Below are 23,859 nucleotides of genomic sequence, written 5' to 3'. Positions count from 1 at the left end.
GGCGGCTCTGTCGCCTTTAATTTTTTAAGGTATTGTTATGTTTAATAAAATATTTTCATGGTTTGAAAACCGTTTAAATCCTTATCCGGAAAGCAATCCAACGACGCCTGAAAAAGGCTTGTTCCGTTTTATTTGGTCAAGCATTGACGGCATGAAAGGCTGGATCTTTTTACTCGCGGTATTGACGGTTGGTACCGGTGTGATGGAAGCCTTACTTTTCCAATTTATGGGATTATTGGTGGATTGGCTGGGTGCTTATTCACCAACTACACTTTGGCAAGAAAAAGGGCATTTGCTTGCTGGCATGGCTGCCTTACTTATTTTCAGTATTGTATGGTCATTTGTGGGCGTGAATGTGCGCTTACAAACGCTACAAGGGGTATTTCCAATGCGTTTGCGTTGGAATTTCCACCGTTTGATGCTAGGCCAAAGCTTGAGTTTCTACCAAGATGAATTTGCAGGCCGTGTATCGGCGAAAGTGATGCAAACCGCCCTTGCAGTGCGTGATACCGTCATGACCATTGCGGATATATTGGTGTATGTTGCCGTATATTTTATCACCTCCGGCTTGGTGCTTGCGGCTTTAGATACTTGGTTTTTAGTGCCGTTTTTCTTATGGATTGTAGCATTTGTGACTATTTTACGTCTGCTTATTCCTCGTTTAGCCAAAACTGCACAACGACAAGCTGATGCGCGATCTCTCATGACAGGGCGTATTACAGATGCTTACTCAAATATTGCAACGGTGAAACTATTTTCACATGATGCGAGAGAAGCGAATTATGCAAAACGTTCCATGGAAGAATTTATGGTCACCGTGCATGCACAGATGCGTTTGGCGAGTTCATTAGATACCTTAACTTACGCAACCAATATTTTCTTAACGTTAAGTACCGCGATTTTAGGCGTGGTGTTGTGGCAAAACGGCCAAGTTGGCGTGGGAGCAGTGGCTACAGCAACTGCAATGGCGTTACGTGTAAATGGCCTTTCTCGTTGGATTATGTGGGAATCAGCGCGTTTATTTGAAAATATCGGCACAGTGAATGATGGTATGGCAACGCTAACCAAACCACATACCATTGTTGATAAGCCAAATTGTGTTGCATTAGAAGTAAAACAAGGTGAGATCAAATTTAATAATGTTTCGTTTGCCTATGATCCGAATAAACCGTTACTTAACCATTTTAATCTCACCATCAAACCGGGTGAAAAAGTGGGCTTAATTGGTCGTTCTGGTGCAGGTAAATCAACCATTGTGAATTTACTTCTACGTTTCTACGAAGCGCAAGAAGGTTCAATTACCATTGATGGTCAAAATGTTTTAGATGTAAGCCAAGAAAGCCTTCGTAGTCAGATTGGTCTTGTTACACAAGATACCTCGCTTTTACACCGTTCTGTTCGCGATAACATCATTTATGGTCGCCCAACTGCTACGGACGAAGAAATGATAAATGCGGCTAAACGTGCGGAAGCGGCAGATTTCATCCCTTATCTCAGCGATGCGCAAGGTAGAAAAGGCTATGATGCTCATGTTGGTGAACGTGGGGTAAAACTGTCTGGTGGTCAACGCCAACGTATTGCCATTGCACGTGTTATGTTAAAAGATGCACCAATTTTACTGTTGGATGAAGCGACCAGTGCGTTAGATTCAGAAGTAGAAGTAGCGATCCAAGAAAGTCTCGACAAGATGATGGAAAATAAAACGGTTATTGCCATTGCTCACCGTTTATCCACTATTGCAGCAATGGATCGTTTAATCGTGTTAGATAAAGGACAAATTGTCGAGCAAGGGACTCACGCAGAATTGCTTGAACAAAATGGCCTTTATGCTCGACTTTGGAAACACCAAAGTGGTGGCTTCTTGAGTGAGCATGCCGAGTAAAACAAAGGAAAAAATGACCGCACTTTGCAAAGGTGTAAATCTTGAGAGAGTTTAGATAGAGATTGAACTTTTCTCATAATTAGTGCGAATTTCCTTTGACTATTTTATTGACAACAGGTAATATTCGCACCCTATGCAAAAGGTAAAACTACCCCTAACCGTTGATCCGGTTAAAGACGCTCAACAAAGAATTGATTATGATGGTTATTATACCGCTAGTCAGTTAGTGCGTTTAGCTGAATCTACGGGGAAAGTGCTCAGCGATGCACAGGTAACATTATCGTTTTATATTGATCCACAAAAATTAGTGGTGATGAAAGGGCAAGTACAAGTTGATGTCGAATTAGACTGTCAACGTTGTGGTGAACCATTCAAACAAACATTGGAGTGTCATTTTACGTATAGTCCAGTGGCTAATTGGGATCAGGCTGATGACTTGCCGGAAATTTATGAGCCAATCGAATTTAATGAGTTTGGTGAAATAGATTTACTTGGTGCAGTGGAAGACGAACTTATTTTAGCTCTACCGCTTGTTCCAATGCATTCATCTGAACACTGTGAAGTGTCCGCGCACGAACAGGTTTTTGGCGAATTGCCTGAAGAATTGGCAAAAAAACCGAACCCGTTCGCTGTATTAGCTAATTTAAAGCAAAAGTAAATTAAATTTAGGAGTATAGCCAATGGCTGTTCAACAAAACAAAAAATCTCGTTCACGTCGTGATATGCGTCGTTCACACGATGCATTAACTACTGCTGCAGTATCAGTGGATAAAGCAAGCGGTGAAACTCACTTACGCCACCACGTAACTGCTGACGGTTACTACCGTGGTCGCAAAGTGATCAATAAGTAATTTTACTTATAAGGTATTCACTTGAACCGTCTAACCTTAGCGTTAGATGTGATGGGCGGGGACATTGGTCCCCGTATTACTATCCCCGCATCTCTTTCAGCGTTGGAAGCAGATCCAATGCTCTCTTTAGTGCTGTTTGGCGATAGCCAACAAATTTCCCCTTTACTGGAAAATGCACCTTCTTCTCTTTTAGAACGTATTCAAATTCATCATTGCACTAAGACTATTGATAACAATCAAGGTATTTCTCATGCATTGCGTCATAGCAAAGGCACGTCGATGCGTTTAGCTATTGAAATGGTTCAGAAAGGAGAGGCGAAAGGTTGTGTCAGCGCAGGAAATACGGGCGCATTGATGGGATTATCAAAGGTACTCTTACAGCCGTTAGAAGGAATTCAACGCCCTGCGTTGGTATCCTTATTACCGTCGATGACGGGTGATAAAACCGTGATGTTAGATTTAGGCGCAAACGTAGAATGTTCTGCTCAAAATCTTTATGAATTTGCCGTCATGGGCTCGATCTTTGCCGAAAACCGATTGAACTTAGTTTATCCACGTATTGCCTTACTCAACATTGGCGAGGAAGAAATTAAAGGGCATCAATCTATTCGTGAAGCCGCGAATTTATTAGAAAAATCGACCGCACTTAATTATACCGGCTTTATTGAAGGTAACTTTTTATTAAATGGTGTGGCTGATGTGATCGTGAGTGATGGGTTTTCGGGAAATATTGCATTAAAAACCCTTGAAGGGGCAGCTAAGAATCTGTTATCTCTTCTGAAAGGAAAAGAAAAGCAGCCTATTTTTAAATCATTTGCCAAATTTATTCTGCGTTTTTTCTTTAAGGATGCTTATCATCGCTTGAAACGCATTAACCCAGATGAATATAATGGGGCATCTTTACTCGGATTAACGGCTGTTGTGGTGAAAAGTCATGGCAGCGCAAATGTGGATGCATTTGCTCGTGCAATTGCGGATGCAGCTTTACAAGCTCGTTTGCAAATTCCACAAAAAATCTTGGCAGGTTTACAACGTTATTAATTAATAAGTTTTGATATTATGAATAGTAGAATTTTATCCACCGGTAGCTATTTGCCGAGCCATATTCGTACCAATGCGGATTTGGAAAAAATGGTTGATACTTCAGATGAATGGATCGTGACACGTTCAGGCATTCGTGAACGTCGTATTGCAGCAGCAGATGAAACTGTCGCAACAATGGGATGTGAAGCAGCCAAAAAAGCACTTGAAATGGCTAATCTTGATCCTCAAGAAATTGAGTTGATCATCGTTGCAACGACCAGTGGTTCTCACGCTTATCCAAGCTCAGCTTGCCAAGTTCAAGGTTTATTAGGTATTGAAGATGCGATTTCTTTTGATTTAGCAGCAGCTTGTACCGGTTTTGTTTATGCTTTAGGCGTAGCGGATAAATTTATTCGTTCAGGTAGCGTGAAAAAAGCCCTTGTGATTGGGGCAGATCTTAACTCGCGTAAATTAGATGAAACCGATCGTAGCACTGTTGTGTTATTTGGCGATGGTGCCGGTGCGGTGATTTTAGAAGCATCAGAGCAAGAAGGCATTATTTCAACGCATTTACATGCGTCGCCAGATAACAATGCGGCATTGCTACTTCCACAAGCAGAACGTGGCGTGGAGAAATCTGGCTATATTGAAATGCAAGGTAACGAAACCTTTAAGTTAGCGGTACGAGAGCTTTCTAATGTCGTGGAAGAAACCCTTTCTGCTAATAATCTCCAAAAAACAGATATTGACTGGCTTGTGCCACACCAAGCAAATTTACGTATCATCACCGCAACAGCGAAAAAATTAGAGATGGATATGTCGCAAGTCGTGGTAACGCTTGATCGTACAGCGAATACCAGTGCGGCGACTGTGCCAACGGCTTTAGATGAAGCGGTGCGTGATGGCCGAATTCAACGCGGTCAATTGCTTCTACTCGAAGCTTTTGGCGGTGGTTGGACTTGGGGTTCAGCATTGGTGCGATTCTAATTAATTTGTTAGAATCCCGACAGAATTTTAAAAGTGCGGTTAAATTTGACCGCACTTTCAACATTTAAACGATGAAGAAATAGGAAGAAAACATGAAAAAATTCGCAATGGTTTTTCCAGGACAAGGTTCTCAAGCTGTTGGCATGTTAGCTGATCTTGCTAACGAATATCCGGTAGTCACTGAGACTTTTAAACAAGCATCTGAAGCGCTTGGCTATGATTTATGGAACTTGGTTCAACAAGGTCCAGCAGAAGAATTAAATAAAACTTGGCAAACTCAGCCGGCATTATTAGCGGCATCCGTTGCGATCTTCCGTGTATGGCAAGAAAAATACTCACAATTACAACCAAGCGTGATGGCTGGTCACAGTTTAGGTGAATATTCAGCATTAGTTTGTGCAGGTGTAATTGATTTCAAAGACGCAATCAAATTAGTCGAATTACGCGGTAAATTAATGCAACAAGCAGTACCAGAAGGTACTGGTGCAATGTATGCGATTATTGGTTTAGATAATGACGCTATTATCAATGCATGTAAACAAGCCGAGCAAGGCGAAGTGGTATCTGCGGTAAACTTTAACTCACCAGGCCAAGTAGTCATTGCGGGAGCGAAAGAAGCGGTAGAACGTGCGGCTGCATTATGTAAAGAAGCGGGCGCAAAACGTGCTTTACCATTAGCGGTAAGTGTTCCTTCACATTGCGCATTAATGAAACCGGCAGCAGAACAATTAGCCGTAACACTTGAAGGCATTACGCTTAATGCGCCAGCAACACCAGTATTAAACAACGTGGATGTCAAAGCAGAAACAGAAAGTGCAGAAATTCGTACCGCACTTATTCGTCAATTATATAGCCCTGTTCGTTGGACTGAAACTGTTGAGAAAATGGCACAAGATGGCGTAGAAGTTTTAGTTGAAATCGGCCCAGGTAAAGTATTAAACGGTTTAACAAAACGTATCGTGGCAGAATTACAAGCAACATCAGTAAATGATGTGACATCATTAGATGCTGTTGAAGCATTATTAGCATAAAAGGGGATTAAAAATGCAAAATAAAATCGCATTAGTGACAGGTGCAACACGTGGTATTGGTCGCGCAATTGCAGAAGAATTAGCATCAAAAGGTGCATTTGTAATTGGTACCGCAACCTCTGAAAAAGGTGCAGATACAATTTCTGCTTACCTTGGCGATAAAGGTAAAGGTTTAGTATTAAATGTGGCAGACAAAGAAAGTATTGATGCCGTATTAGAACAAATTAAAGAACAATTCGGTGATATTGATATTCTCGTGAATAACGCTGGTATTACACGTGATAACTTATTAATGCGTATGAAAGATGAAGAATGGTTTGATATTATGCAAACCAACTTAACTTCTGTATTCCATCTTTCTAAAGCGATGTTACGCTCCATGATGAAAAAACGTTTCGGTCGTATCATTACTATTGGTTCAGTTGTGGGCTCAATGGGTAACCCTGGTCAATCTAACTACTGTGCCGCAAAAGCCGGCTTAATTGGTTTTTCTAAAGGCTTAGCTAAAGAAGTGGCATCACGTGGTATTACTGTAAACGTTGTGGCTCCAGGCTTTATCGCAACAGATATGACAGAAGTGCTTACTGAAGAACAAAAAGCGGGTATTCTTGGTAATGTCCCAGCTGGTCGTTTAGGTGAGCCAAAAGATATCGCAAAAGCAGTGGCATTTTTAGCTTCTGACGATGCGGCTTATATTACCGGTACCACATTACATGTGAATGGCGGCTTATATATGAGCTAACCCTTTAGGGGAGATATATCTGGGATTTTGTCTATAAAATATAGCAAAGCAGTTTAGTTAATGATAAAATCCCAATCGCAATGTAACTTTTTCTCTGTATGTGTTTTTACATTGCCTGTTTTTTGTGGTGCGACCACCTAAGAAATAGTTGCAACTTTATCAAAAATGCATACACTAACCGCTCTTAAATGAGCTAAAACAACAATAGGAAAAACAAATGAGTATTGAAGAACGCGTGAAAAAAATCATCGTTGAACAATTAGGTGTTAAAGAAGAAGACGTAAAACCAGAAGCTTCTTTCGTTGAAGATTTAGGTGCGGATTCTTTAGATACAGTTGAATTAGTAATGGCTTTAGAAGAAGAATTCGATATCGAAATTCCTGATGAAGAAGCTGAAAAAATCACAACTGTTCAATCTGCGATTGACTACGTTCAAAACAATCAGTAATTTTTAAGTTGGGCGATCTTTTAGGTCGCCTAATTTTTTTCTTTAAATTCCTTTCTAAATTACTTATCTTCAAATAAAACAAGATACATCTAAATCTTTTAAATTTCCGACCGCACTTTCCTTTATTTAATCTTTCTCAGATTTGCTTTTATTGTTTGGTTCTCCTATTTTTTGATTTAAAACAAAATTTACCCTAAAAATACTTATTATGAGTTAATTTTAGTGCTAATATTTGGTCCAAATTTTTTTCTAATTAACCATAAAATGATTCGGAGTATCTTATGGATTTTCTAATGAACCTAGGTGAAGGTAGCCAGTTTGCGATTCAGCTTGCTATTGTTCTTATCTGTTTATTTTACGGGGCAAAAAAAGGTGGTATCGCACTGGGTATGCTCGGTGGAGTAGGCTTAATTGTTCTTGTTTTCGGCTTTGGTATTGAACCAGGTAAGCCAGCTATCGATGTTATGTTAACCATCCTTGCGGTGGTGGTGACATCGGCAACATTACAAGCCAGTGGTGGTTTAGATGTCATGTTACAAATTGCGGAGAAAATGCTTCGTCGTAACCCGAAATATGTCAGTATTTTGGCGCCGTTTGTAACCTGTTTCTTAACCATTTTATGTGGTACAGGACACGTGGTTTATACCATGTTACCAATCATTTATGATATCGCGATCAAAAATGATATTCGTCCTGAACGTCCAATGGCGGCAAGTTCAATTGCCTCTCAAATGGGTATCATCGCGTCACCAGTTTCTGTAGCAGTAGTGACTTTAACCACATTCTTAGTGAATGCTAAAACCCCATTAACAGGTTTTGATGGCTATTTAGATTTATTAAAAATTACTGTGCCTTCAACCCTTTGTGGTGTATTAGCTATCGGTATTTTCAGCTGGTTCCGTGGTAAAGATTTAGATAAAGACCCAGAATTCCAAGAGAAATTAAAAGATCCCGAATTCAAAAAATATGTTTATGGTGATAGCACATCATTGTTAGACAAAAAATTGCCACAATCTAGCTGGAATGCGATGTGGATCTTCTTTGGTGCGATTTTAGTGGTAGCGCTATTAGGTTACTTTAAAGATTTACGCCCAGCCTTTGAAAAATCAGTACCAGCTCAAGTGGTTGAAATTGTTTCTGCGGATAAAACAGTGAAATCCTTTAATGTTAAAGACGGTAAAATTGTTGCGTTAGCGAAAGATGGTACGTTAGTGCTTGATGTTAAAGACAGCAAAGCAAAAGCTCAAACAGCCTACAACAACGTTGCAATTTATAATGATAAAGGTGAAGTCGCTCAAACAATTACCGCTCAAGATAACAGTGTTGTGATCACAGCGGGAGATAAAACCGAAACTATCGATAATGCTGCAATCGTATTAAAAGATACGGCGAAGAAAAAAGTGAATTTAAGTATGGTTCACGTTATTCAAATCTTCATGTTATTAGCGGGTGCATTAATTGTTATCTTTACAAAAACTGATACAGGCAAAATCAGTAAAAATGAAATTTTCCGTTCAGGTATGATTGCGTTGGTGGCTGTATTCGGGATTTCTTGGATGGCAGAAACCATGTTTACCGTTCATACACCAATGATGAAAGCGGCACTTGGTGATGTGGTAAAAGCGCATCCTTGGACTTACGCATTAATGTTGTTATTAATTTCTAAATTCGTAAATTCACAAGCCGCAGCGTTAGTTGCATTCGTTCCGCTTGCTTTAGGTATCGGTGTGGATCCAGCTATTGTCTTGGCCTTTGCTTCAGCTTGTTACGGTTACTACATTTTACCTACTTACCCGAGCGACCTTGCGGCAATCCAATTCGACCGTTCAGGTACAACCCACATTGGTAAGTTTGTAATTAACCACAGCTTCATTTTACCAGGCTTAATCGGTGTAATTACTTCATGTATCTTTGGTTACATTTTCACAACCTTGTTTGGTTATCTATAATTAACTGCTGATAAAAGAAAAGGCTATTCGTTTGAATAGTCTTTTTTGTTTGTAAAGTGCGGTTAAATTTTAGGATGTTTTATCTCGATGCTTTATTTGACTTTATCATTCATTAAAATCTCTCAAAAACTGACCGCACTTTTGCGCTTCTTAAAATAAATTCCCGCTAAAGGTTGAAACATAGGGGGATTTATTGCGATAATCTTCATTATTTTTTGGGTGATCTTTCGGGCTGCCCCATTTTTTCAGGTGGCCAGTTTTTATTAGGAAAGATTAATTTGAACATTATTTAAGTTAGAAGAATAACAATGGCTGAAAAACGTAATATTTTTTTAGTAGGTCCAATGGGCGCGGGTAAAAGTACCATTGGCCGTCAGCTTGCGCAACAATTGAATATGGATTTTGTCGATTCAGATGCAGTAATTGAGGAACGTGCGGGAGCAGACATTAGCTGGATTTTTGATTTAGAAGGCGAAGAAGGCTTTCGTAAGCGTGAAGAACGTATTATCAATGAATTAACCCAATTACAAGGCGTTGTGCTTTCCACTGGTGGTGGGGCAGTGATGTCAAAAGAGAATCGTAATTATCTTTCTGCTCGTGGTATTGTGATTTATTTAGAGACCTCAGTAGATAAACAATATCAACGTACACAACGTGATAAAAAACGTCCTTTATTACAAGGAACAGATAACCCACGCCAAGTGCTTGAAGATTTAGCTAAAGTGCGTAATCCGTTATATGAAGAAATTGCAGATATTACTTTGCCAACAGATGAGCAAAATGCCAAAGTAATGGTTAATCAAATTGTTGATTTAATTGATAATCTAAACGGCTTAAACGGTTCACTCTAAGGATTAAAAATGTTGTGCGTAAATGTTGAATTAAAAGAACGTCGTTATCCCATTTATATTGGCGAAGGTTTATTAAAAGATGAAACCTGTTATCCGCTGAAGAAAGGGGATAAAGTGATGATCGTGACTAATCCAACCGTCGCACAATATTATCTTGAAACCGTTACACAAACCTTAGAAAAAATCGGCTGTCAGGTTGAATCGGTATTATTGCCTGATGGCGAAAAATACAAAACACTCGATTCTTTAAACCTCATTTTTACCGCACTTTTAAAGCATAATCATGGGCGAGATACCACCATTATTGCATTAGGTGGTGGTGTGATTGGTGATGTGGCAGGTTTTGCTGCAGCAAGCTATCAGCGTGGCGTGCGTTTTATTCAAATTCCTACCACATTATTAGCCCAAGTGGATTCTTCTGTTGGTGGCAAAACAGCCGTTAATCATGAATTGGGCAAAAATATGATTGGGGCATTTTATCAACCTTCTACGGTGATCATTGACACCCTTACACTCAATACCTTGCCAAAACGTGAAGTGAATGCGGGACTTGCGGAAGTCATTAAATATGGGGCGATTTTAGATTATGCCTTTTTTGAATGGCTTGAAGTACATATTGATGAATTAGTTGCGTTAAATCAACATTCACTGCAGCATTGCATTGCGCGTTGTTGCCAAATCAAAGCGGATGTTGTTGCGCGTGATGAAACTGAAAAAGGTGATCGTGCATTACTAAATCTCGGCCATACTTTTGGGCATGCGATCGAAACACATTTAGGTTACGGAAACTGGTTACATGGTGAAGCTGTTGCAGCAGGAACTATGATGGCTGCGGTGTTATCTGAACAATTAGGCGATCTTTCTTTTGAAGATGTTGCACGTTTAGAAAAACTTTTAGCGCGTGCTAATTTGCCAACCGTTTCGCCTGATACCATGCAACCAGACGATTATTTACCGCATATGATGCGAGATAAAAAAGTGTTGGCAGGCAAGTTACGTCTAGTGTTGCTAAAAGCCCTTGGTCAAGCCTACGTGGCGACTGATACTGACAAATCTCTTGTGCTAAACGCGATTGAGCGTTGCACACAACATGACTAACTGTCATTGCTCTCATGTTGCGTCCGAAAAATAACAAAACGAAACCTCGAATTAAACACCGCCCGTTTTTAAAATGGGCGGGTGGTAAATTTCGTTTAACGGACGATCTCAACCGAGTCTTTCCAAAAAGAAAACAGTGTTTGATTGAACCCTTTGTTGGCGCGGGTGCTGTTTTTTTGAATTCCCATTTTGAACGTTATATTTTGGCAGATATTAATCCTGATTTGATTAACTTGTTTAATATCGTCAAAGACAATGTGGATGCCTATATTGAGGCTTGTAAGCCAATTTTCTTTGCAGAGAATGCCAATACAGCCGACTATTATTACGCACAGCGTGAAGCCTTTAATCAATCCACCGATCCTTTCGAGCGTTCCGTATTGTTCCTTTATTTGAATCGTTTTGGGTTTAACGGATTATGCCGTTATAACAGTAAAAATGAGTTTAATGTACCCTTTGGGGCTTATAAAACCCATTATTTCCCTGAAGATGAATTGCGCTATTTTGCTCATAAGGCACAAAGTGCGGTCTTTTTATGTGCTGATTTTCAACAAACGTTTGAATTAGCGGATAAGCATAGCGTGATCTACTGTGATCCGCCTTATGCACCGCTTCCGCAAGATACTAATTTTACTGGATATGCGGGGAATGCTTTTGGTCTTGAGCATCAAAAGAATTTAGCGGAATGTGCAAAGAAAGCACAAAAAGAAAAGCAAATTTCCGTCGTGATTTCTAACCACGATACGAAATTTACACGTGAGATTTATAAAGGGGCAAAATTCAAACGCGTTAAAGTACAGCGCTCGATCAGTCAATCTTCAGAAAAACGAGTCAAAGTAAAAGAATTAATCGCTATCTTTAAAGGTTAGTTTAGTAGGTTAATTCCGGGTTGATTTTAATCTCAAATCCTTTTACTTCGGGATAAGTCGGTTGAATTGCAGTGAGTAATTCGCGTTGGCGAAATAAAATTCCTTGGCGAACGACCGCGCTTTTGACTTCGATAAAGAGTTTCCCATCTGTGATGGAGCCTAACCGGAAGAGTCCTTTAAATTCTCGAGGGAAAAGACGGCTGATGTTTTGATTCAGTTCATTCAACATTAACCCTTTCTGCATGATTTTGGCAAATTGTGATCCTTCTAACACATCAATAATATTCATGGCTTTTTGATAACGCTCATGCTTGTTTTCCACAAAAATACCCCAATAATGACTTTATGTTGAATTTCCGATACAATACACACAAATTTTGTCAGAGACAATAAGATGATGAAATCAAATAAAGGTAAAACAAATTTCTGGTCGCAGTTGCTGTTAAGCATGATTGCGATTTTTGCTTTACCTGTTGCTCAGGGATTGGAGGCTCAGCCTTCATCCAATATGAGTGGCGAAAATTATCAAACATCATCTGAACAACATATGTTGATTGCGGTGCGTGAAATTCGTCAAGCATTGCAGGTTCAACCTCAGCAAACAAATCACAAAACCCATTCCAATCAAAAACACGAAAAAATTCAACCGCACTTTATTGCGGCAGAATTCCCTGTTTTTGCCCCTATTCGTGCCGGCCCAGCCATCATTTAATTTTCTTTTATCTTTGAACGAGCCGATTTTTTAATCGGATGATCCTTTTTATTTTTTATTTGAAAGAGAAATTATGAGTTTTTTAACAAAAATTTTTGGCAGCCGTAACGAACGTATTTTACGCAGATTAAGAAAACAAGTTGCGAAAATCAACAAAATGGAGCCGGCTTTTGAAGCATTAAGTGATGATGAATTAAGAGCAAAAACAGAAGAATTCCGTAGTCGTTTAGCTAATGGTGAAACTTTACAACAACTTTTACCTGAAGCTTTTGCTACCGTGCGTGAAGCGGGTAAACGTGTACTCGGTATGCGCCATTTCGATGTGCAATTAATTGGTGGTATGGTGCTCACCAATCGTTGTATCGCAGAGATGCGTACAGGTGAAGGTAAAACCTTAACCGCAACCTTGCCTTGCTATTTGATGGCGTTGGAAGGTAAAGGCGTGCACGTTGTGACTGTGAATGATTACTTAGCACGTCGTGACGCGGAAACTAACCGCCCATTATTTGAATTCTTGGGGATGACTGTTGGTGTGAATATCCCTGGTTTACCGCCTGAAGCAAAACGTGAAGCTTATGCGGCAGATATTACATACGCGACAAACAGCGAGTTAGGTTTCGATTACCTTCGTGATAACTTAGCCCATTCCAAAGAAGAGCGTTTCCAACGTCATTTAGGCTATGCCTTAGTGGATGAAGTTGACTCAATTTTAATCGATGAAGCGCGTACACCATTGATTATTTCAGGCCAAGCAGAAGACAGCTCTGAACTTTATATTGCGGTAAATAAACTAATTCCGAATTTAATTAAGCAAGAAAAAGAAGATACGGAAGAATATACCGGTGAAGGCGACTACACCTTAGATCTTAAAACCAAACAAGCGTATTTGACTGAACGTGGTCAAGAAAAAGTTGAAAATTGGTTAATTGAACAAGGTTTAATGCCAGAAGGTGATTCTCTTTATTCACCAGCGCGCATTGTATTGCTACACCATGTTATGGCAGCGTTACGTGCGAATACTTTATTTGAGCGCGATGTAGACTATATCGTGAAAGATGGTGAGATCGTGATCGTCGATGAACATACTGGTCGTACTATGGCGGGTCGTCGTTGGTCTGATGGTTTACACCAAGCAATCGAAGCAAAAGAAGGCGTAGAAATTAAGAGTGAAAACCAAACTGTTGCGTCGATTTCTTACCAAAACTACTTCCGTCTTTATGACAAATTAGCGGGTATGACTGGTACAGCAGATACCGAAGCCTTTGAATTCCAACAAATTTATGGTTTGGAAACTGTCGTTATCCCAACCAATCGTCCAATGATTCGTGATGATCGTACGGACGTCATGTTTGAGAATGAAGAATACAAATTCAATGCAATTATTGAAGATATCAAAGACTGTGTCGCTCGCAATCAACCAGTTCTTGTCGGTACCGTATCAGTTGAAAAATCTGAAATGCTTTCTCAAGCGTTAGATAAAGCGGGTATCAAACACAACGTATTGAATGCAAAATTCCACGCACAAGAAGCGGAAATTGTTGCGGAAGCAGGGGCGCCAGGTGCAGTAACCATTGCAACTAACATGGCGGGTCGTGGTACCGATATTATCCTCGGTGGTAACTGGAAAGCAAAAGCGGCAAAATTAGAGAACCCAACTCCAGAGCAAATTGAGGCACTTAAAGCTGAGTGGGAGAAAAATCACGAGATCGTGATGCAAGCTGGTGGCTTACACATTATCGGGACAGAACGTCATGAATCACGCCGTATTGATAACCAGTTGCGTGGTCGTTCAGGTCGTCAAGGTGACCCAGGTTCTTCACGTTTCTACCTTTCTTTGGAAGATGGCTTAATGCGTATTTATCTGAATGAAGGTAAATTAAATATGATGCGTAAAGCCTTCACCCAACCAGGTGAAGCGATGGAGTCTAAACTTCTCGCTAAAGTGATTGCATCGGCGCAAGCGAAAGTAGAAGCCTTCCACTTTGATGGTCGTAAAAACTTGCTTGAATATGATGATGTGGCTAACGACCAACGTCATGCAATTTACGAACAACGTAATTACTTGCTCGATAACGATGATATTTCAGAGACTATCAAAGCAATTCGCAGCGATGTATTTAATGATGTGATTGACCAATATATTCCGCCACAATCATTGGAAGAACAATGGGATATTAAAGGCTTAGAAGAGCGTTTAGCGCAAGAGTTTGGTCTTGAGTTACCAATTGAACATTGGTTAGAAGAAAATAACAATCTTCATGAAGAAAACTTGCGTGAGCGCATTATTCAAGAAGCCGAAGATGAATACAAAGCGAAAGAAGCGCTTGCGGGTGAAGAAACCATGCGTCATTTCGAAAAAGGTGTGATGTTACAAACTCTTGATGAGCTTTGGAAGGAGCACTTGGCGGCAATGGATTATTTACGTCAAGGTATCCATTTACGTGGTTATGCGCAAAAAGATCCAAAACAAGAGTACAAAAAAGAATCTTTCCGTATGTTTACTGAAATGTTGGATTCTTTAAAACATCATGTGATTACGACACTTACTCGCGTGAAAGTCCGTACACAGGAAGAGATTGAAGAAGCGGAACGTGCACGTCAAGAAATGGCTGAACGTGAAGCATTAACTCATCAACCTGTAGATGAAAATACAGAGCAAGCTCAAAGCGAGGACTATTCTGATCGTCATATTGGACGTAATGAACCTTGTCCTTGTGGGTCAGGTAAAAAATACAAGCATTGTCACGGCAGTAAAGCCCGATATGCTTAGTTAAGGTAAAGAGCGGTTAAATTTTTGCGTGTTTAAAACACCGCTAAAAATGACCGCTCTTTCTACTTTCGAGATAAGGAAAAACGATGAGTAAGCCTATCATTCAAGTTGCGGCAGGGATTATTCGTAATGAATTTGGGCAGCTATATTTGACCCAGCGTTTAGAAGGGCAAGATTTTGCGCAAGCATTAGAATTTCCAGGTGGCAAAGTTGATGCAGGTGAAACACCTGAAGAAGCTTTAAAAAGAGAATTGGAAGAAGAGATTGGCATTCACATTTTAAATGCTGAGCTGTACGAACGTTTTCAATTTGAATATCCAACCAAAATTTTAGATTTTAGTTTTTATCTGGTCACTGAATGGATTGGCGAGCCGTTTGGTCGAGAAGGTCAGGAAGGTTTTTGGCTTGAACAAAGTGAGCTTGATGCAGGGCAATTCCCACCAGCCAATTTAAAGCTGATTCAGCGTTTAGTGGCTGAAAGTGTCAAATAACATTTAATCAAATTTATTTATTATGATTCCAAGTATTTTTCTGAGTTTATTTTTTATTGCGACGGTGATTTTTATCGTCAATTCGCATTATCGTTGGACATATTTTTTTGCGATTGCATTATTCGTCTTATTGTTTAGTTCAATGTTTGCGATAACCGGTCAATGGCAACGCGGATTGAATTTTGCGTCCGTACTTTTTGTGGTGTTGATGCTATTCCATCGAATGAAAATTCATTACTACAAACAACCTTTACTCATTTCAGATTTTTGGCTTGTAACAGACTGGCGAAATTGGGAAACCCTCTTACATTATAAAGGGGCCATTTTCGGCGTGTTGGGGCTATTAGGTCTGTTGGGGTATGCTATCTTTGGCTGGTCAGATGTTGAAACTGCATCTGTTGGATTTCGCGTATTTGCAGCAATACTCGCAGCAACAAGCTTTGGTTTAATGTGGTATTATTCTAAAGATCCGGATGCGACAAAAGTCTGGCTAGATTCATTGCCGGATGATGGTCGAGATGTTTTCTTAAACCTGCCAATGTCTTGTCGTGGCGTATTCTTTAAAGTGCCAGAATTTGAAGGCGATAGCCAAAAATTTAAAGAAAAACTGACCGCACTTTTAAGTGAAAAGGCAGAGAGCAAAACTGAAAGTGCAGAAAAGCCTGACATTGTGGTGTGTTTACAAGAATCAACCTTGAATCCCCATCAATTTGATTTTGATGCAGAAACCATCCCGCCATTTTCAATGTTTAATAAGCAGGAAGATACCGCATTTGTAAGTCCATTGCGTGTACATACGCTGGGTGGCGCAACGTGGAAATCTGAATTTGCTTTCCTTGCAGGGGTGCCTTCAACCGATTTTGGTGCTTTAGCAAGTGGGGTGTTTTATTCGGTTGTGCCACACTTACAGACGGGTTTTATTAAAAATCTTCGTGAGCAAGGCTATTTTTGTGTGGCATTATCGCCTTTTACGAAAGGTAACTACAACGCAAAACCTGCCTATGAGCACTTTGGTTTTGACTTGATGTTACAACCACAAGATTTAGGCTATCCCGCATCAATCAGCAAAAATCTTTGGCATATTAGCAGTGAAGAGATGATGTATTACACCAAACTGATTCTGCAGAAACAGCATCCATCATTGGAAAATGTGAAACAGCCCATGTTTGTCTATGTGCTAACCATGAAAGAGCATGGCCCTTACAACACGAACATGCCAAATCATTTTAATTTGGCGAGTAAGCGTTTAGGGGGAAAAGCGATTTCTTGCTTAAATGATTATATTGATCGCATTGCTAGCCTTAATGAGGCGATCGAAGGTTTAAATGATTATTTAAAATCACGTGAAACACCTTATGTATTCGGTTATTTCGGTGATCATCAGGTTGCTTTTGATAATCAGCTTCCACCGAAAAAAGGTAACTTTGCGAATCCAGATTATGTGACTCAATTTGTGGTTAGAACTAATCGTAAGACTGACTTTGTTCAACAGCAAGATTTCTTAGATTTAGCCTTTGTTGGTGGCGTATTACTTGATGTGGCAGGTTTATCACCGAACGATGACTTTATGCGAGCGAATATCGCTATGCGTCACTTAAGCCAAGGTAAGCTCGAAGATGCAGTGGATATGGATTTAGTAAATAGCTATCGAAATTATCTGTATCAAGATTTAAAAATTGCGCAATAATAAAAAATCTCGGTTAACACCGAGATTTTTTTATAAGCAAAATTTAACCGATAAGTCTGCCAATTTTACCCACACGTCTTGACCATATTCTTGCTTGGTTGTGCGCTCAATATCTGCCAGTTCTTGCAATATTTCAAAGAGCTTTTGATAGGTGAGTCGTTGTATCGCTGCCATATAAAGGTGACGACGATTCTGCCAAATTTTGAGACGGTCAAAATCCGCTTTGAGTGTCTGTGTTGGCAAACTCGTGTTAAGAGAGGGATTACGCAGCTGTGGTTTTGTTAATTCTAACAAGGTGAGCAGTTCACGTTGTAAAGTACGCAATAAAATAACAGGCTGCACATCTTCAGCTTGTAAACCTCGCAAAATTCGCTTTGAGCGATTTGTCTTGCCTGATAACAAAGCATCAATCCATTGGAAAGGGGTAAAGACAGAAGATTGCTCTACGACTGATTTTACGCGGTTATACGTGAGTTTGTGATCAGGATAAAGCAAATCTAAAAGCTGTAATGCTTGTTTTAATGCCAGTAGATTATTTTCATAGCTGTAACAAAGTAGTTGAATGGCTTCCTCATCAGCTGATAATCCCATGTTTTTTGTACGATGCTTCACCCAACGAGAAAGTTGTTCTGAACTCGGCGTTTGGCAGTTCACGATCACAGATTGCGGATCAAGTTGATTTGCCTGAATAAACCACTCTTGTTTTTCGGCTACTTTAGACAATTTAGGCAAGGCGAGCACAAGCAAGCTATCTTCATTTAATCCACTGATAAATTGCTGAAGGTTTTTCTGCAAAAGTGCAGTTAAATTTTCGGGTAAATTAAGAATGAAAATTTGCTTATTAAAGAAGAGCCCCATAGATTGGCTGGTCTCAATTAATGCAGACCAGTCAGTATTAGTATCTATGGTGATTTGATTTTTTTCATCGAAACCTTGAAGAAGGGCGGCTTGATGAATGAGATCTTCACTTTCACTGAGCAACAGGGGATCTGTCCCAACCAAAAAATAGACTTTCGCTAAATGGCTGTTCAGGTTAGAGGCTAGTTGCTCAGGAAAAATGCGATTCATTATTTTCCTTGAACTTGATGTTGCAAGGCGGCCATTTTATTAATTAATTGGCGAGCCGCTTGTTCACGCATATCATTCCAAATCACATCACGTTCAGCTGATTTTGCTAATGCAGCACGTGAGTTATCAAAGAAAGTGCGGTTGATTTCTGCAGAGATTGGATAGGTTTCTCCGTTAGCCAAGCGTACACTTGCTTCAACATCAAGGGTCAATACTTTTTCTGCTTCACGGCCTTGTTTAAAGACTGACGCCACTTTATCGCTTGAAGTCAGTTTATTTAAACGCAATACTGGCACACCTTGTGTTGCTGGAACAAGGTTTACGTTGTTGCTAAGCAGTTGTTTACGCATTGCCATTGACATTTCACTGTATGGGTCGCTGCTTTCAAGGGCCATTGTTTTTAATTCTGCAGGAACAGCCGCACCATTATCGAAGTGCCAACCACAAGCAGTTAAAAAGGCTGTTGCCCCAACTAAACAGATCGTTTTGATTGATTTCATCATAAAAATTACCTGTAAAATTCACCGCACTTTATTTTGTTTAAGAGCCGTTTATGCAACGCTTGGAATAAAATGCGGTTATTTTATGGATTATTGCGGTTTAACCACCACGTTTAACAATTTACCTGGTACATAAATCACTTTCACGATTTGTGTATTGTCAGTAAATTTCTTCACATTTTCATCTGCAAATGCAACCGTTTTCACGGTTTCTTCATCCGCATCAGCTGCAACAGTGACTTTACCGCGTACTTTACCGTTGACTTGCACCACGATAAGTTTTTCATCTTCTACCATCGCTGCTTCGTCAGCTTTCACCCATTCTGCATGGTCGATGTTGCTTTCGTTGCCTAAAGCTTTCCATAACTCAAAGCAGATGTGCGGAGTGATTGGGTAAAGCATACGCACGACTGCGCTTAATGCTTCTGCCATAACAGCGCGATCTTGTTCACTTTCTAATGGTGCACGAGTTAATTTATTCATTAATTCCATCACTGCCGCGATAGCGGTATTGAAAGTCTGACGGCGACCAATGTCATCACTCACTTTCGCGATTGTTTTATGCACATCACGGCGAAGTGCTTTTTGGTCTGCAGAAAGTGCGGTCACATCTAAAGCAGTTTTTGCAGGATTTTGGCTGTATTCATACACTAAATTCCATACACGACCTAAGAAACGTTTTGCACCTTCTACACCAGATTCTTGCCATTCAAGTGTCATTTCTGCAGGAGACGCGAACATCATGAAAAGACGCACAGTATCGGCACCGTATTTTTCTACCATCTCTTGTGGGTCGATACCGTTGTTTTTGGATTTCGACATTTTGGTCATACCAGTATGCACCAATTCACGGCCTTCCGGATCAGTTGCTTTGATAATACGACCTTTTTCATCACGTTCAAGAGTCACTTGCGTTGGGCTCACCCAAATACGCTCATTGGTTGGACTGGTGTAGTAGAACGCATCAGCTAACACCATACCTTGGCATAATAATTTTTGTGCTGGTTCATCACTCGTTACGAAACCTGCATCACGCAATAATTTATGGAAGAAACGGAAGTAGAGCAAGTGCATTGTCGCGTGCTCGATACCACCGATATATTGATCCACTGGTAACCAGTAATTAGCTTCATCTTTATCCAACATGCCTTCAGCATAGCTTGGTGAAGTATAGCGAGCGTAGTACCAAGAGGATTCCATAAAGGTATCAAAAGTATCGGTTTCTTTTAACGCAGGTTCACCGTTGAAAGTAGTTTTTGCCCAGTTTGGATCTGCTTTAATTGGACTTTTCACACCATCCATGACCACATCTTCCGGCAGAATAATCGGTAAATCTTCGATTGGTGCCGGTACGGTTTCACCGTTTGCTAAGGTGAGCATTGGAATTGGTGCGCCCCAATAACGTTGACGAGAAACGCCCCAGTCACGTAAACGATAGTTAACTTGGCGTTTGCCCACGCCTAATTTTTCTAATTTGTCCGCGATACCGTTGAATGCGCCATCAAAATCTAAACCATCAAACTCAGCAGAGTTCACTAATTTACCATGCTCAACGAAAGCTTGTTTGGTTAAATCAATTTCTTCACCTGCAAGCGGTGCGATTACTTGTTTAATTGGCAAATCATATTTTTGCGCAAATTCAAAGTCACGTTGGTCATGTGCCGGAACCGCCATTACCGCACCGGTACCGTAGTGCATTAACACAAAGTTAGCGACCCAAATCGGTAATTTTTCACCCGTTAATGGATGAATAGCGAATAAGCCGGTTGCCATCCCTTTTTTCTCCATAGTGGCAAGATCTGCTTCTGCTACTTTGGCATTTTTCGCTTCACGGATGAACTCAGCCAATTGAGGATTTTTTTCTGCTGCTAATTCTGCTAATGGGTGCGCTGCCGCGATGCCTAAATAACTTACACCATAGAAGGTATCAGGGCGGGTTGTATAAACCGCGACTTTTTCTGCGGTATCTGCCACATCAAAAGTAATTTCTACCCCTTCAGAACGGCCGATCCAGTTGCGTTGCATGGTTTTTACCATGTCTGGCCATTGTGGCAGTTGGTCTAATCCACCTAATAATTGTTCTGCATAGTCGGTGATTTTAATGAACCACTGTGGGATCTCTTTTTGTTCTACCGGCGTATCACAACGCCAGCAGCAACCTTCGTGAACCTGTTCATTAGCTAATACGGTTTCATCGTTCGGACACCAGTTTACGGTTGAGGTTTTTTTGTAAACTAAGCCTTTTTTGTAAAGCTCAGTGAAGAACCATTGTTCCCATTTGTAGTATTCTGGACGGCAGGTTGCAATTTCGCGATCCCAGTCATAACCAAAGCCCAACATTTTGAGCTGGTTTTTCATGTATTCGATATTTTCGTAAGTCCATTTCGCGGGTGCAGTTTTATTTTTAATTGCAGCACCTTCAGCCGGTAAACCAAATGCATCCCAACCAATCGGTTGCAACACATTTTTACCGTTCATACGTTGATAACGAGAAACCACATCACCGATAGTGTAGTTACGCACATGGCCCATGTGTAAACGACCAGATGGGTAAGGGAACATAGAAAGGCAGTAATATTTTTCTTTAGACGTATCTTTGATGGCTTTGAAGACTTTGTTTTCAGCCCAATATTGTTGAACTGCAGGTTCAATCAAATCGGGACGGTAATGTTGTTGCATAGAAAATCACCTTAAATTTTGACCGCACTTTGCGGCATGTTTTGATTTGTAAAATGTGATATAGGATAGCGTAAAACAGGGAAAATTGGTAGAAAGTGCGGTGATTTTTTTGCTGATTTTATAAGAGATTTTGAATTTCAGATGGAATTAATTTAGGCGAAGGAATCCAAACTTGTTTATGTCGGTTTAATTCACCTTTTTCAAGAACTATTGAGCTCTTAGGCACTTTGAATGTTTTACTCAAAAATTTCAGCAAGTGAGCATTGGCTTGACCATCAACAGGTGGAGCCGTGATCGTGATCTTGAGTTCATCATCATGCAATCCCACAATTTGATCTTTACTGGCTTTGGGTTGCAGAATAATTTTAAGGCGTAGTCCTTCAGATGTTTGTTCGATTGCTGACATAACTAAATTTACTTACCATATTTACAATAAGGGCTGGAAAATCCAGCCCGAAAAAATAATGTTATTTTTAACCGCACTTTACGCAGCAATTGCCCATAAAAGGTTAAAGTAATCGTAAAAGAGATTATTTAAAAATAACAGGATAATAGCGATAACCATCGGTGAAAAATCAATCATGCCCACAGTTGGTAAAATGCGTTTAATGGGTTTCAATAATGGTTCGGTCAGTTGATATAACGCATAGAATGCAGGATTATTGCCACGATTAAACCAACTTAAAATTGCACCGGCGATTAACACATAGAAAATGGCCACACCGATATTTTTAATTAGTCCTAGTATGCCCAATAGTAAGAAGAAATTGAGATTTAATCCGCCAAAGAGAATCGATTTTAATCCGCAAAGCAAGAAGACTAAAACCAGTGCAGCGGTTTCCACTTTTTTCACCGTAGGAAAAACTTTACGCAATGGTGCAATAACCGGTTGGGTAAATTTCAGTGTAAATTGAGAAATAGGATTGTAGTAATCTACATTCGCTAATGGTAGCCATACGCGTAAAATTAACACTAAACAATACAGATCGATAATCGATCCTAAAAATAACGCAGTTTGGGAAATTTCCATTATAACCAACCTTTCCGTTTGAAATAGATATAAGGCGTAAGCGCCGCACCAATCATTAATCCAATAGCCATTGGGTAACCATATTTAAAATGGAGCTCCGGCATAAATTCAAAGTTCATCCCGTAAGTGGAGGCGACAAGTGTTGCTGGTAGAAACATAACCGATACCACCGAGAAGAATTTCATGATTTTATTCTGCTCGATATTAATGTAACCCATTGCCGCCTGCATTAAAAAGTTTACTTTTTGGAACAAAGACTCATTATGCGGTTGCAAGGATTCAATATCTCGTAAGATTTCTCGTGCTTGTTCTAACTGGTTTGGAGGTAAGCGAGTTTTACGTACCAAGAAACCCAATGCACGTTGTGTATCCATCAAACACAAACGCACTTTAGAACTGGTATCTTCTTGTTCGGTTAGGGTATTTAAGGCTTCATCGAAAGCTTCATCTTGCGTACCGTTTAGAATTACACGACTTAATTTTTCTAAATCCGCATAAACGTTTTCGATAACATCAGCCAATTGCTCAATTTTGGTTTCAAATAAGTCGAGTAAGACTTCATACGCATTACATTCGAATAAGCGCTGGCTACGAGAACGCATACGATATAAACGGAATGCCGGTAATTCACGATCACGCAGGGTAAATAGTCGGCCATCACGAATAGTAAACGCCACGCTTGCGAGGTCCGCGTAGTTTTCTTCGTCTTCGCAATAGAAGAATGAGTGCAAGTGCAAGCCGTCTTCGTCTTCAAAGAAACGCGCAGATGCTTCGATGTCTTCCAATTCGAGGAATGAGGCGAGACTTTGTCCTAAGCCTTCTTGCAACATTTCACGTTCTTCCCCTGTCGGTTCCAGCAAATCTAACCAAATGGCAGAGCTGAGATCGGCTGGTTCGTCATCAATACGAAGCAAGCGGGAATCGTTAATGGCAAAAGCGTTAATCATTGGTCATACTCCTTTTGGGATTATGAAGATCCAACTGTGAACAAAAAAAGATCAAACGAAATTGGCACTAGAGAAAAGTGCGGTCAAATTTTTGTATGTTTAAAATGGGTTTCGTTCGATAAAAGATGCCGAAGAAAGGTAAATTGATTACCAGCGAGCTCTCGCTGATAAGAGGCGAGAGTCTAGAGCGATATTCGGTATCGACTATGACTGTCCAAAGTGTGTGTCCTTCTCGTTAAAAAAT

The 23,859-nt window shown here is 40.2% G+C and carries 23 protein-coding genes; 16 read left to right on the top strand and 7 right to left on the bottom strand.

From position 1 onward, the window contains the following. Nucleotides 1-37 precede the first annotated feature (37 nt). From HMPREF2750_RS03860 to HMPREF2750_RS03805, 12 genes are all read left to right on the top strand, one after another. Nucleotides 38-1,882, top strand: a complete 1,845-nt coding sequence (locus tag HMPREF2750_RS03860) for an ABC transporter ATP-binding protein (protein ID WP_070582618.1) — start codon at nucleotides 38-40, stop codon at nucleotides 1,880-1,882. 133 nt (nucleotides 1,883-2,015) lie between these two features. Continuing rightward, complete coding sequence (yceD, locus tag HMPREF2750_RS03855) at nucleotides 2,016-2,540, top strand: 23S rRNA accumulation protein YceD (RefSeq protein ID WP_070582617.1); 525 nt, start codon at nucleotides 2,016-2,018, stop codon at nucleotides 2,538-2,540. Between the two features lie 22 nt (nucleotides 2,541-2,562). Continuing rightward, nucleotides 2,563-2,733: a 50S ribosomal protein L32 gene (gene rpmF / locus HMPREF2750_RS03850; protein ID WP_005544470.1), complete on the top strand. Its 171-nt coding sequence runs from the start codon at nucleotides 2,563-2,565 to the stop codon at nucleotides 2,731-2,733. A gap of 21 nt (nucleotides 2,734-2,754) precedes the next feature. Continuing rightward, on the top strand, nucleotides 2,755-3,774 hold the full coding sequence (gene plsX / locus HMPREF2750_RS03845) for a phosphate acyltransferase PlsX (protein ID WP_070582616.1): 1,020 nt from the start codon (nucleotides 2,755-2,757) through the stop codon (nucleotides 3,772-3,774). Between the two features lie 18 nt (nucleotides 3,775-3,792). Then, entirely contained in the window at nucleotides 3,793-4,743 is a 951-nt protein-coding gene (locus tag HMPREF2750_RS03840) for a beta-ketoacyl-ACP synthase III (protein ID WP_032822546.1), read from the top strand. A 92-nt stretch (nucleotides 4,744-4,835) separates the two neighbouring features. Further along, a complete protein-coding gene (gene fabD, locus HMPREF2750_RS03835; RefSeq protein WP_070582615.1) occupies nucleotides 4,836-5,774 on the top strand; it encodes an ACP S-malonyltransferase in 939 nt (312 codons plus the stop codon). Nucleotides 5,775-5,787: 13 nt separating this feature from the next. After that, nucleotides 5,788-6,516, top strand: coding sequence for a 3-oxoacyl-ACP reductase FabG (gene fabG / locus HMPREF2750_RS03830; protein WP_005695317.1), 729 nt, complete (start codon nucleotides 5,788-5,790; stop codon nucleotides 6,514-6,516). A 217-nt stretch (nucleotides 6,517-6,733) separates the two neighbouring features. Further along, entirely contained in the window at nucleotides 6,734-6,964 is a 231-nt protein-coding gene (gene acpP / locus HMPREF2750_RS03825; RefSeq protein ID WP_005544465.1) for an acyl carrier protein, read from the top strand. A gap of 281 nt (nucleotides 6,965-7,245) precedes the next feature. Further along, the gene (locus tag HMPREF2750_RS03820; protein ID WP_070582614.1) at nucleotides 7,246-8,913 is read left to right on the top strand and encodes an anaerobic C4-dicarboxylate transporter; all 1,668 of its coding nucleotides are present in this window, start codon (nucleotides 7,246-7,248) and stop codon (nucleotides 8,911-8,913) included. Nucleotides 8,914-9,221: 308 nt separating this feature from the next. Further along, nucleotides 9,222-9,764 carry a shikimate kinase AroK gene (aroK, locus tag HMPREF2750_RS03815; RefSeq protein ID WP_005699620.1) on the top strand — a complete coding sequence of 181 codons (543 nt, stop codon included), beginning with the start codon at nucleotides 9,222-9,224 and terminating at the stop codon, nucleotides 9,762-9,764. A 9-nt stretch (nucleotides 9,765-9,773) separates the two neighbouring features. After that, nucleotides 9,774-10,862 carry a 3-dehydroquinate synthase gene (aroB, locus tag HMPREF2750_RS03810; RefSeq protein WP_070582613.1) on the top strand — a complete coding sequence of 363 codons (1,089 nt, stop codon included), beginning with the start codon at nucleotides 9,774-9,776 and terminating at the stop codon, nucleotides 10,860-10,862. Between the two features lie 14 nt (nucleotides 10,863-10,876). After that, entirely contained in the window at nucleotides 10,877-11,731 is an 855-nt protein-coding gene (locus tag HMPREF2750_RS03805) for a Dam family site-specific DNA-(adenine-N6)-methyltransferase (protein WP_049367337.1), read from the top strand. 1 nt (nucleotide 11,732) lies between these two features. Here the strand turns inward: HMPREF2750_RS03805 and HMPREF2750_RS03800 are convergent, their stop codons facing one another. Next, entirely contained in the window at nucleotides 11,733-12,053 is a 321-nt protein-coding gene (locus tag HMPREF2750_RS03800) for a DciA family protein (RefSeq protein WP_070582612.1), read from the bottom strand. A 72-nt stretch (nucleotides 12,054-12,125) separates the two neighbouring features. On the opposite strand from HMPREF2750_RS03800, the gene secM reads away from it, so the two are divergent. The 4 genes from secM to HMPREF2750_RS03780 all read left to right on the top strand — a co-directional run bounded on the left by secM (nucleotide 12,126) and on the right by HMPREF2750_RS03780 (nucleotide 17,391). Then, on the top strand, nucleotides 12,126-12,443 hold the full coding sequence (gene secM / locus HMPREF2750_RS03795; protein WP_070582611.1) for a secA translation cis-regulator SecM: 318 nt from the start codon (nucleotides 12,126-12,128) through the stop codon (nucleotides 12,441-12,443). A 73-nt stretch (nucleotides 12,444-12,516) separates the two neighbouring features. After that, complete coding sequence (gene secA / locus HMPREF2750_RS03790; RefSeq protein ID WP_070582610.1) at nucleotides 12,517-15,213, top strand: preprotein translocase subunit SecA; 2,697 nt, start codon at nucleotides 12,517-12,519, stop codon at nucleotides 15,211-15,213. 86 nt (nucleotides 15,214-15,299) lie between these two features. After that, nucleotides 15,300-15,704, top strand: a complete 405-nt coding sequence (gene mutT / locus HMPREF2750_RS03785; protein WP_005699596.1) for an 8-oxo-dGTP diphosphatase MutT — start codon at nucleotides 15,300-15,302, stop codon at nucleotides 15,702-15,704. Between the two features lie 22 nt (nucleotides 15,705-15,726). After that, nucleotides 15,727-17,391 carry a sulfatase-like hydrolase/transferase gene (locus HMPREF2750_RS03780; RefSeq protein WP_070582609.1) on the top strand — a complete coding sequence of 555 codons (1,665 nt, stop codon included), beginning with the start codon at nucleotides 15,727-15,729 and terminating at the stop codon, nucleotides 17,389-17,391. A 30-nt stretch (nucleotides 17,392-17,421) separates the two neighbouring features. Here HMPREF2750_RS03780 and holA read toward each other — a convergent pair whose 3' ends face one another. The 6 genes from holA to corA form a co-directional block, all read right to left on the bottom strand. Beyond that, nucleotides 17,422-18,459, bottom strand: coding sequence for a DNA polymerase III subunit delta (gene holA, locus HMPREF2750_RS03775; RefSeq protein WP_070582608.1), 1,038 nt, complete (start codon nucleotides 18,457-18,459; stop codon nucleotides 17,422-17,424). Beyond that, a complete protein-coding gene (gene lptE, locus HMPREF2750_RS03770; protein WP_070582607.1) occupies nucleotides 18,459-18,962 on the bottom strand; it encodes an LPS-assembly lipoprotein LptE in 504 nt (167 codons plus the stop codon). The genes holA and lptE overlap by 1 nt, the downstream gene beginning before the upstream one ends. A gap of 87 nt (nucleotides 18,963-19,049) precedes the next feature. After that, nucleotides 19,050-21,638 (bottom strand): leucine--tRNA ligase, encoded by a 2,589-nt coding sequence (gene leuS / locus HMPREF2750_RS03765; protein WP_070582606.1) that lies wholly within the window; start codon nucleotides 21,636-21,638, stop codon nucleotides 19,050-19,052. A 118-nt stretch (nucleotides 21,639-21,756) separates the two neighbouring features. Further along, nucleotides 21,757-22,044, bottom strand: a complete 288-nt coding sequence (gene yggU, locus HMPREF2750_RS03760; RefSeq protein ID WP_005698082.1) for a DUF167 family protein YggU — start codon at nucleotides 22,042-22,044, stop codon at nucleotides 21,757-21,759. Between the two features lie 78 nt (nucleotides 22,045-22,122). Continuing rightward, the gene (locus tag HMPREF2750_RS03755) at nucleotides 22,123-22,668 is read right to left on the bottom strand and encodes a YggT family protein (RefSeq protein WP_070582605.1); all 546 of its coding nucleotides are present in this window, start codon (nucleotides 22,666-22,668) and stop codon (nucleotides 22,123-22,125) included. Continuing rightward, nucleotides 22,668-23,615 (bottom strand): magnesium/cobalt transporter CorA, encoded by a 948-nt coding sequence (gene corA / locus HMPREF2750_RS03750; RefSeq protein ID WP_065244534.1) that lies wholly within the window; start codon nucleotides 23,613-23,615, stop codon nucleotides 22,668-22,670. Before corA ends, HMPREF2750_RS03755 begins: the two co-directional genes overlap by 1 nt. Between the last annotated feature and the right edge of the window lie 244 nt (nucleotides 23,616-23,859).

Source organism: Haemophilus sp. HMSC066D02 (genome assembly GCF_001810545.1).
Lineage (GTDB): Bacteria > Pseudomonadota > Gammaproteobacteria > Enterobacterales > Pasteurellaceae > Haemophilus_D.
Note: the sequence above shows the minus strand (reverse complement) of the source record. Positions and strands in the feature narration are given on the sequence as shown.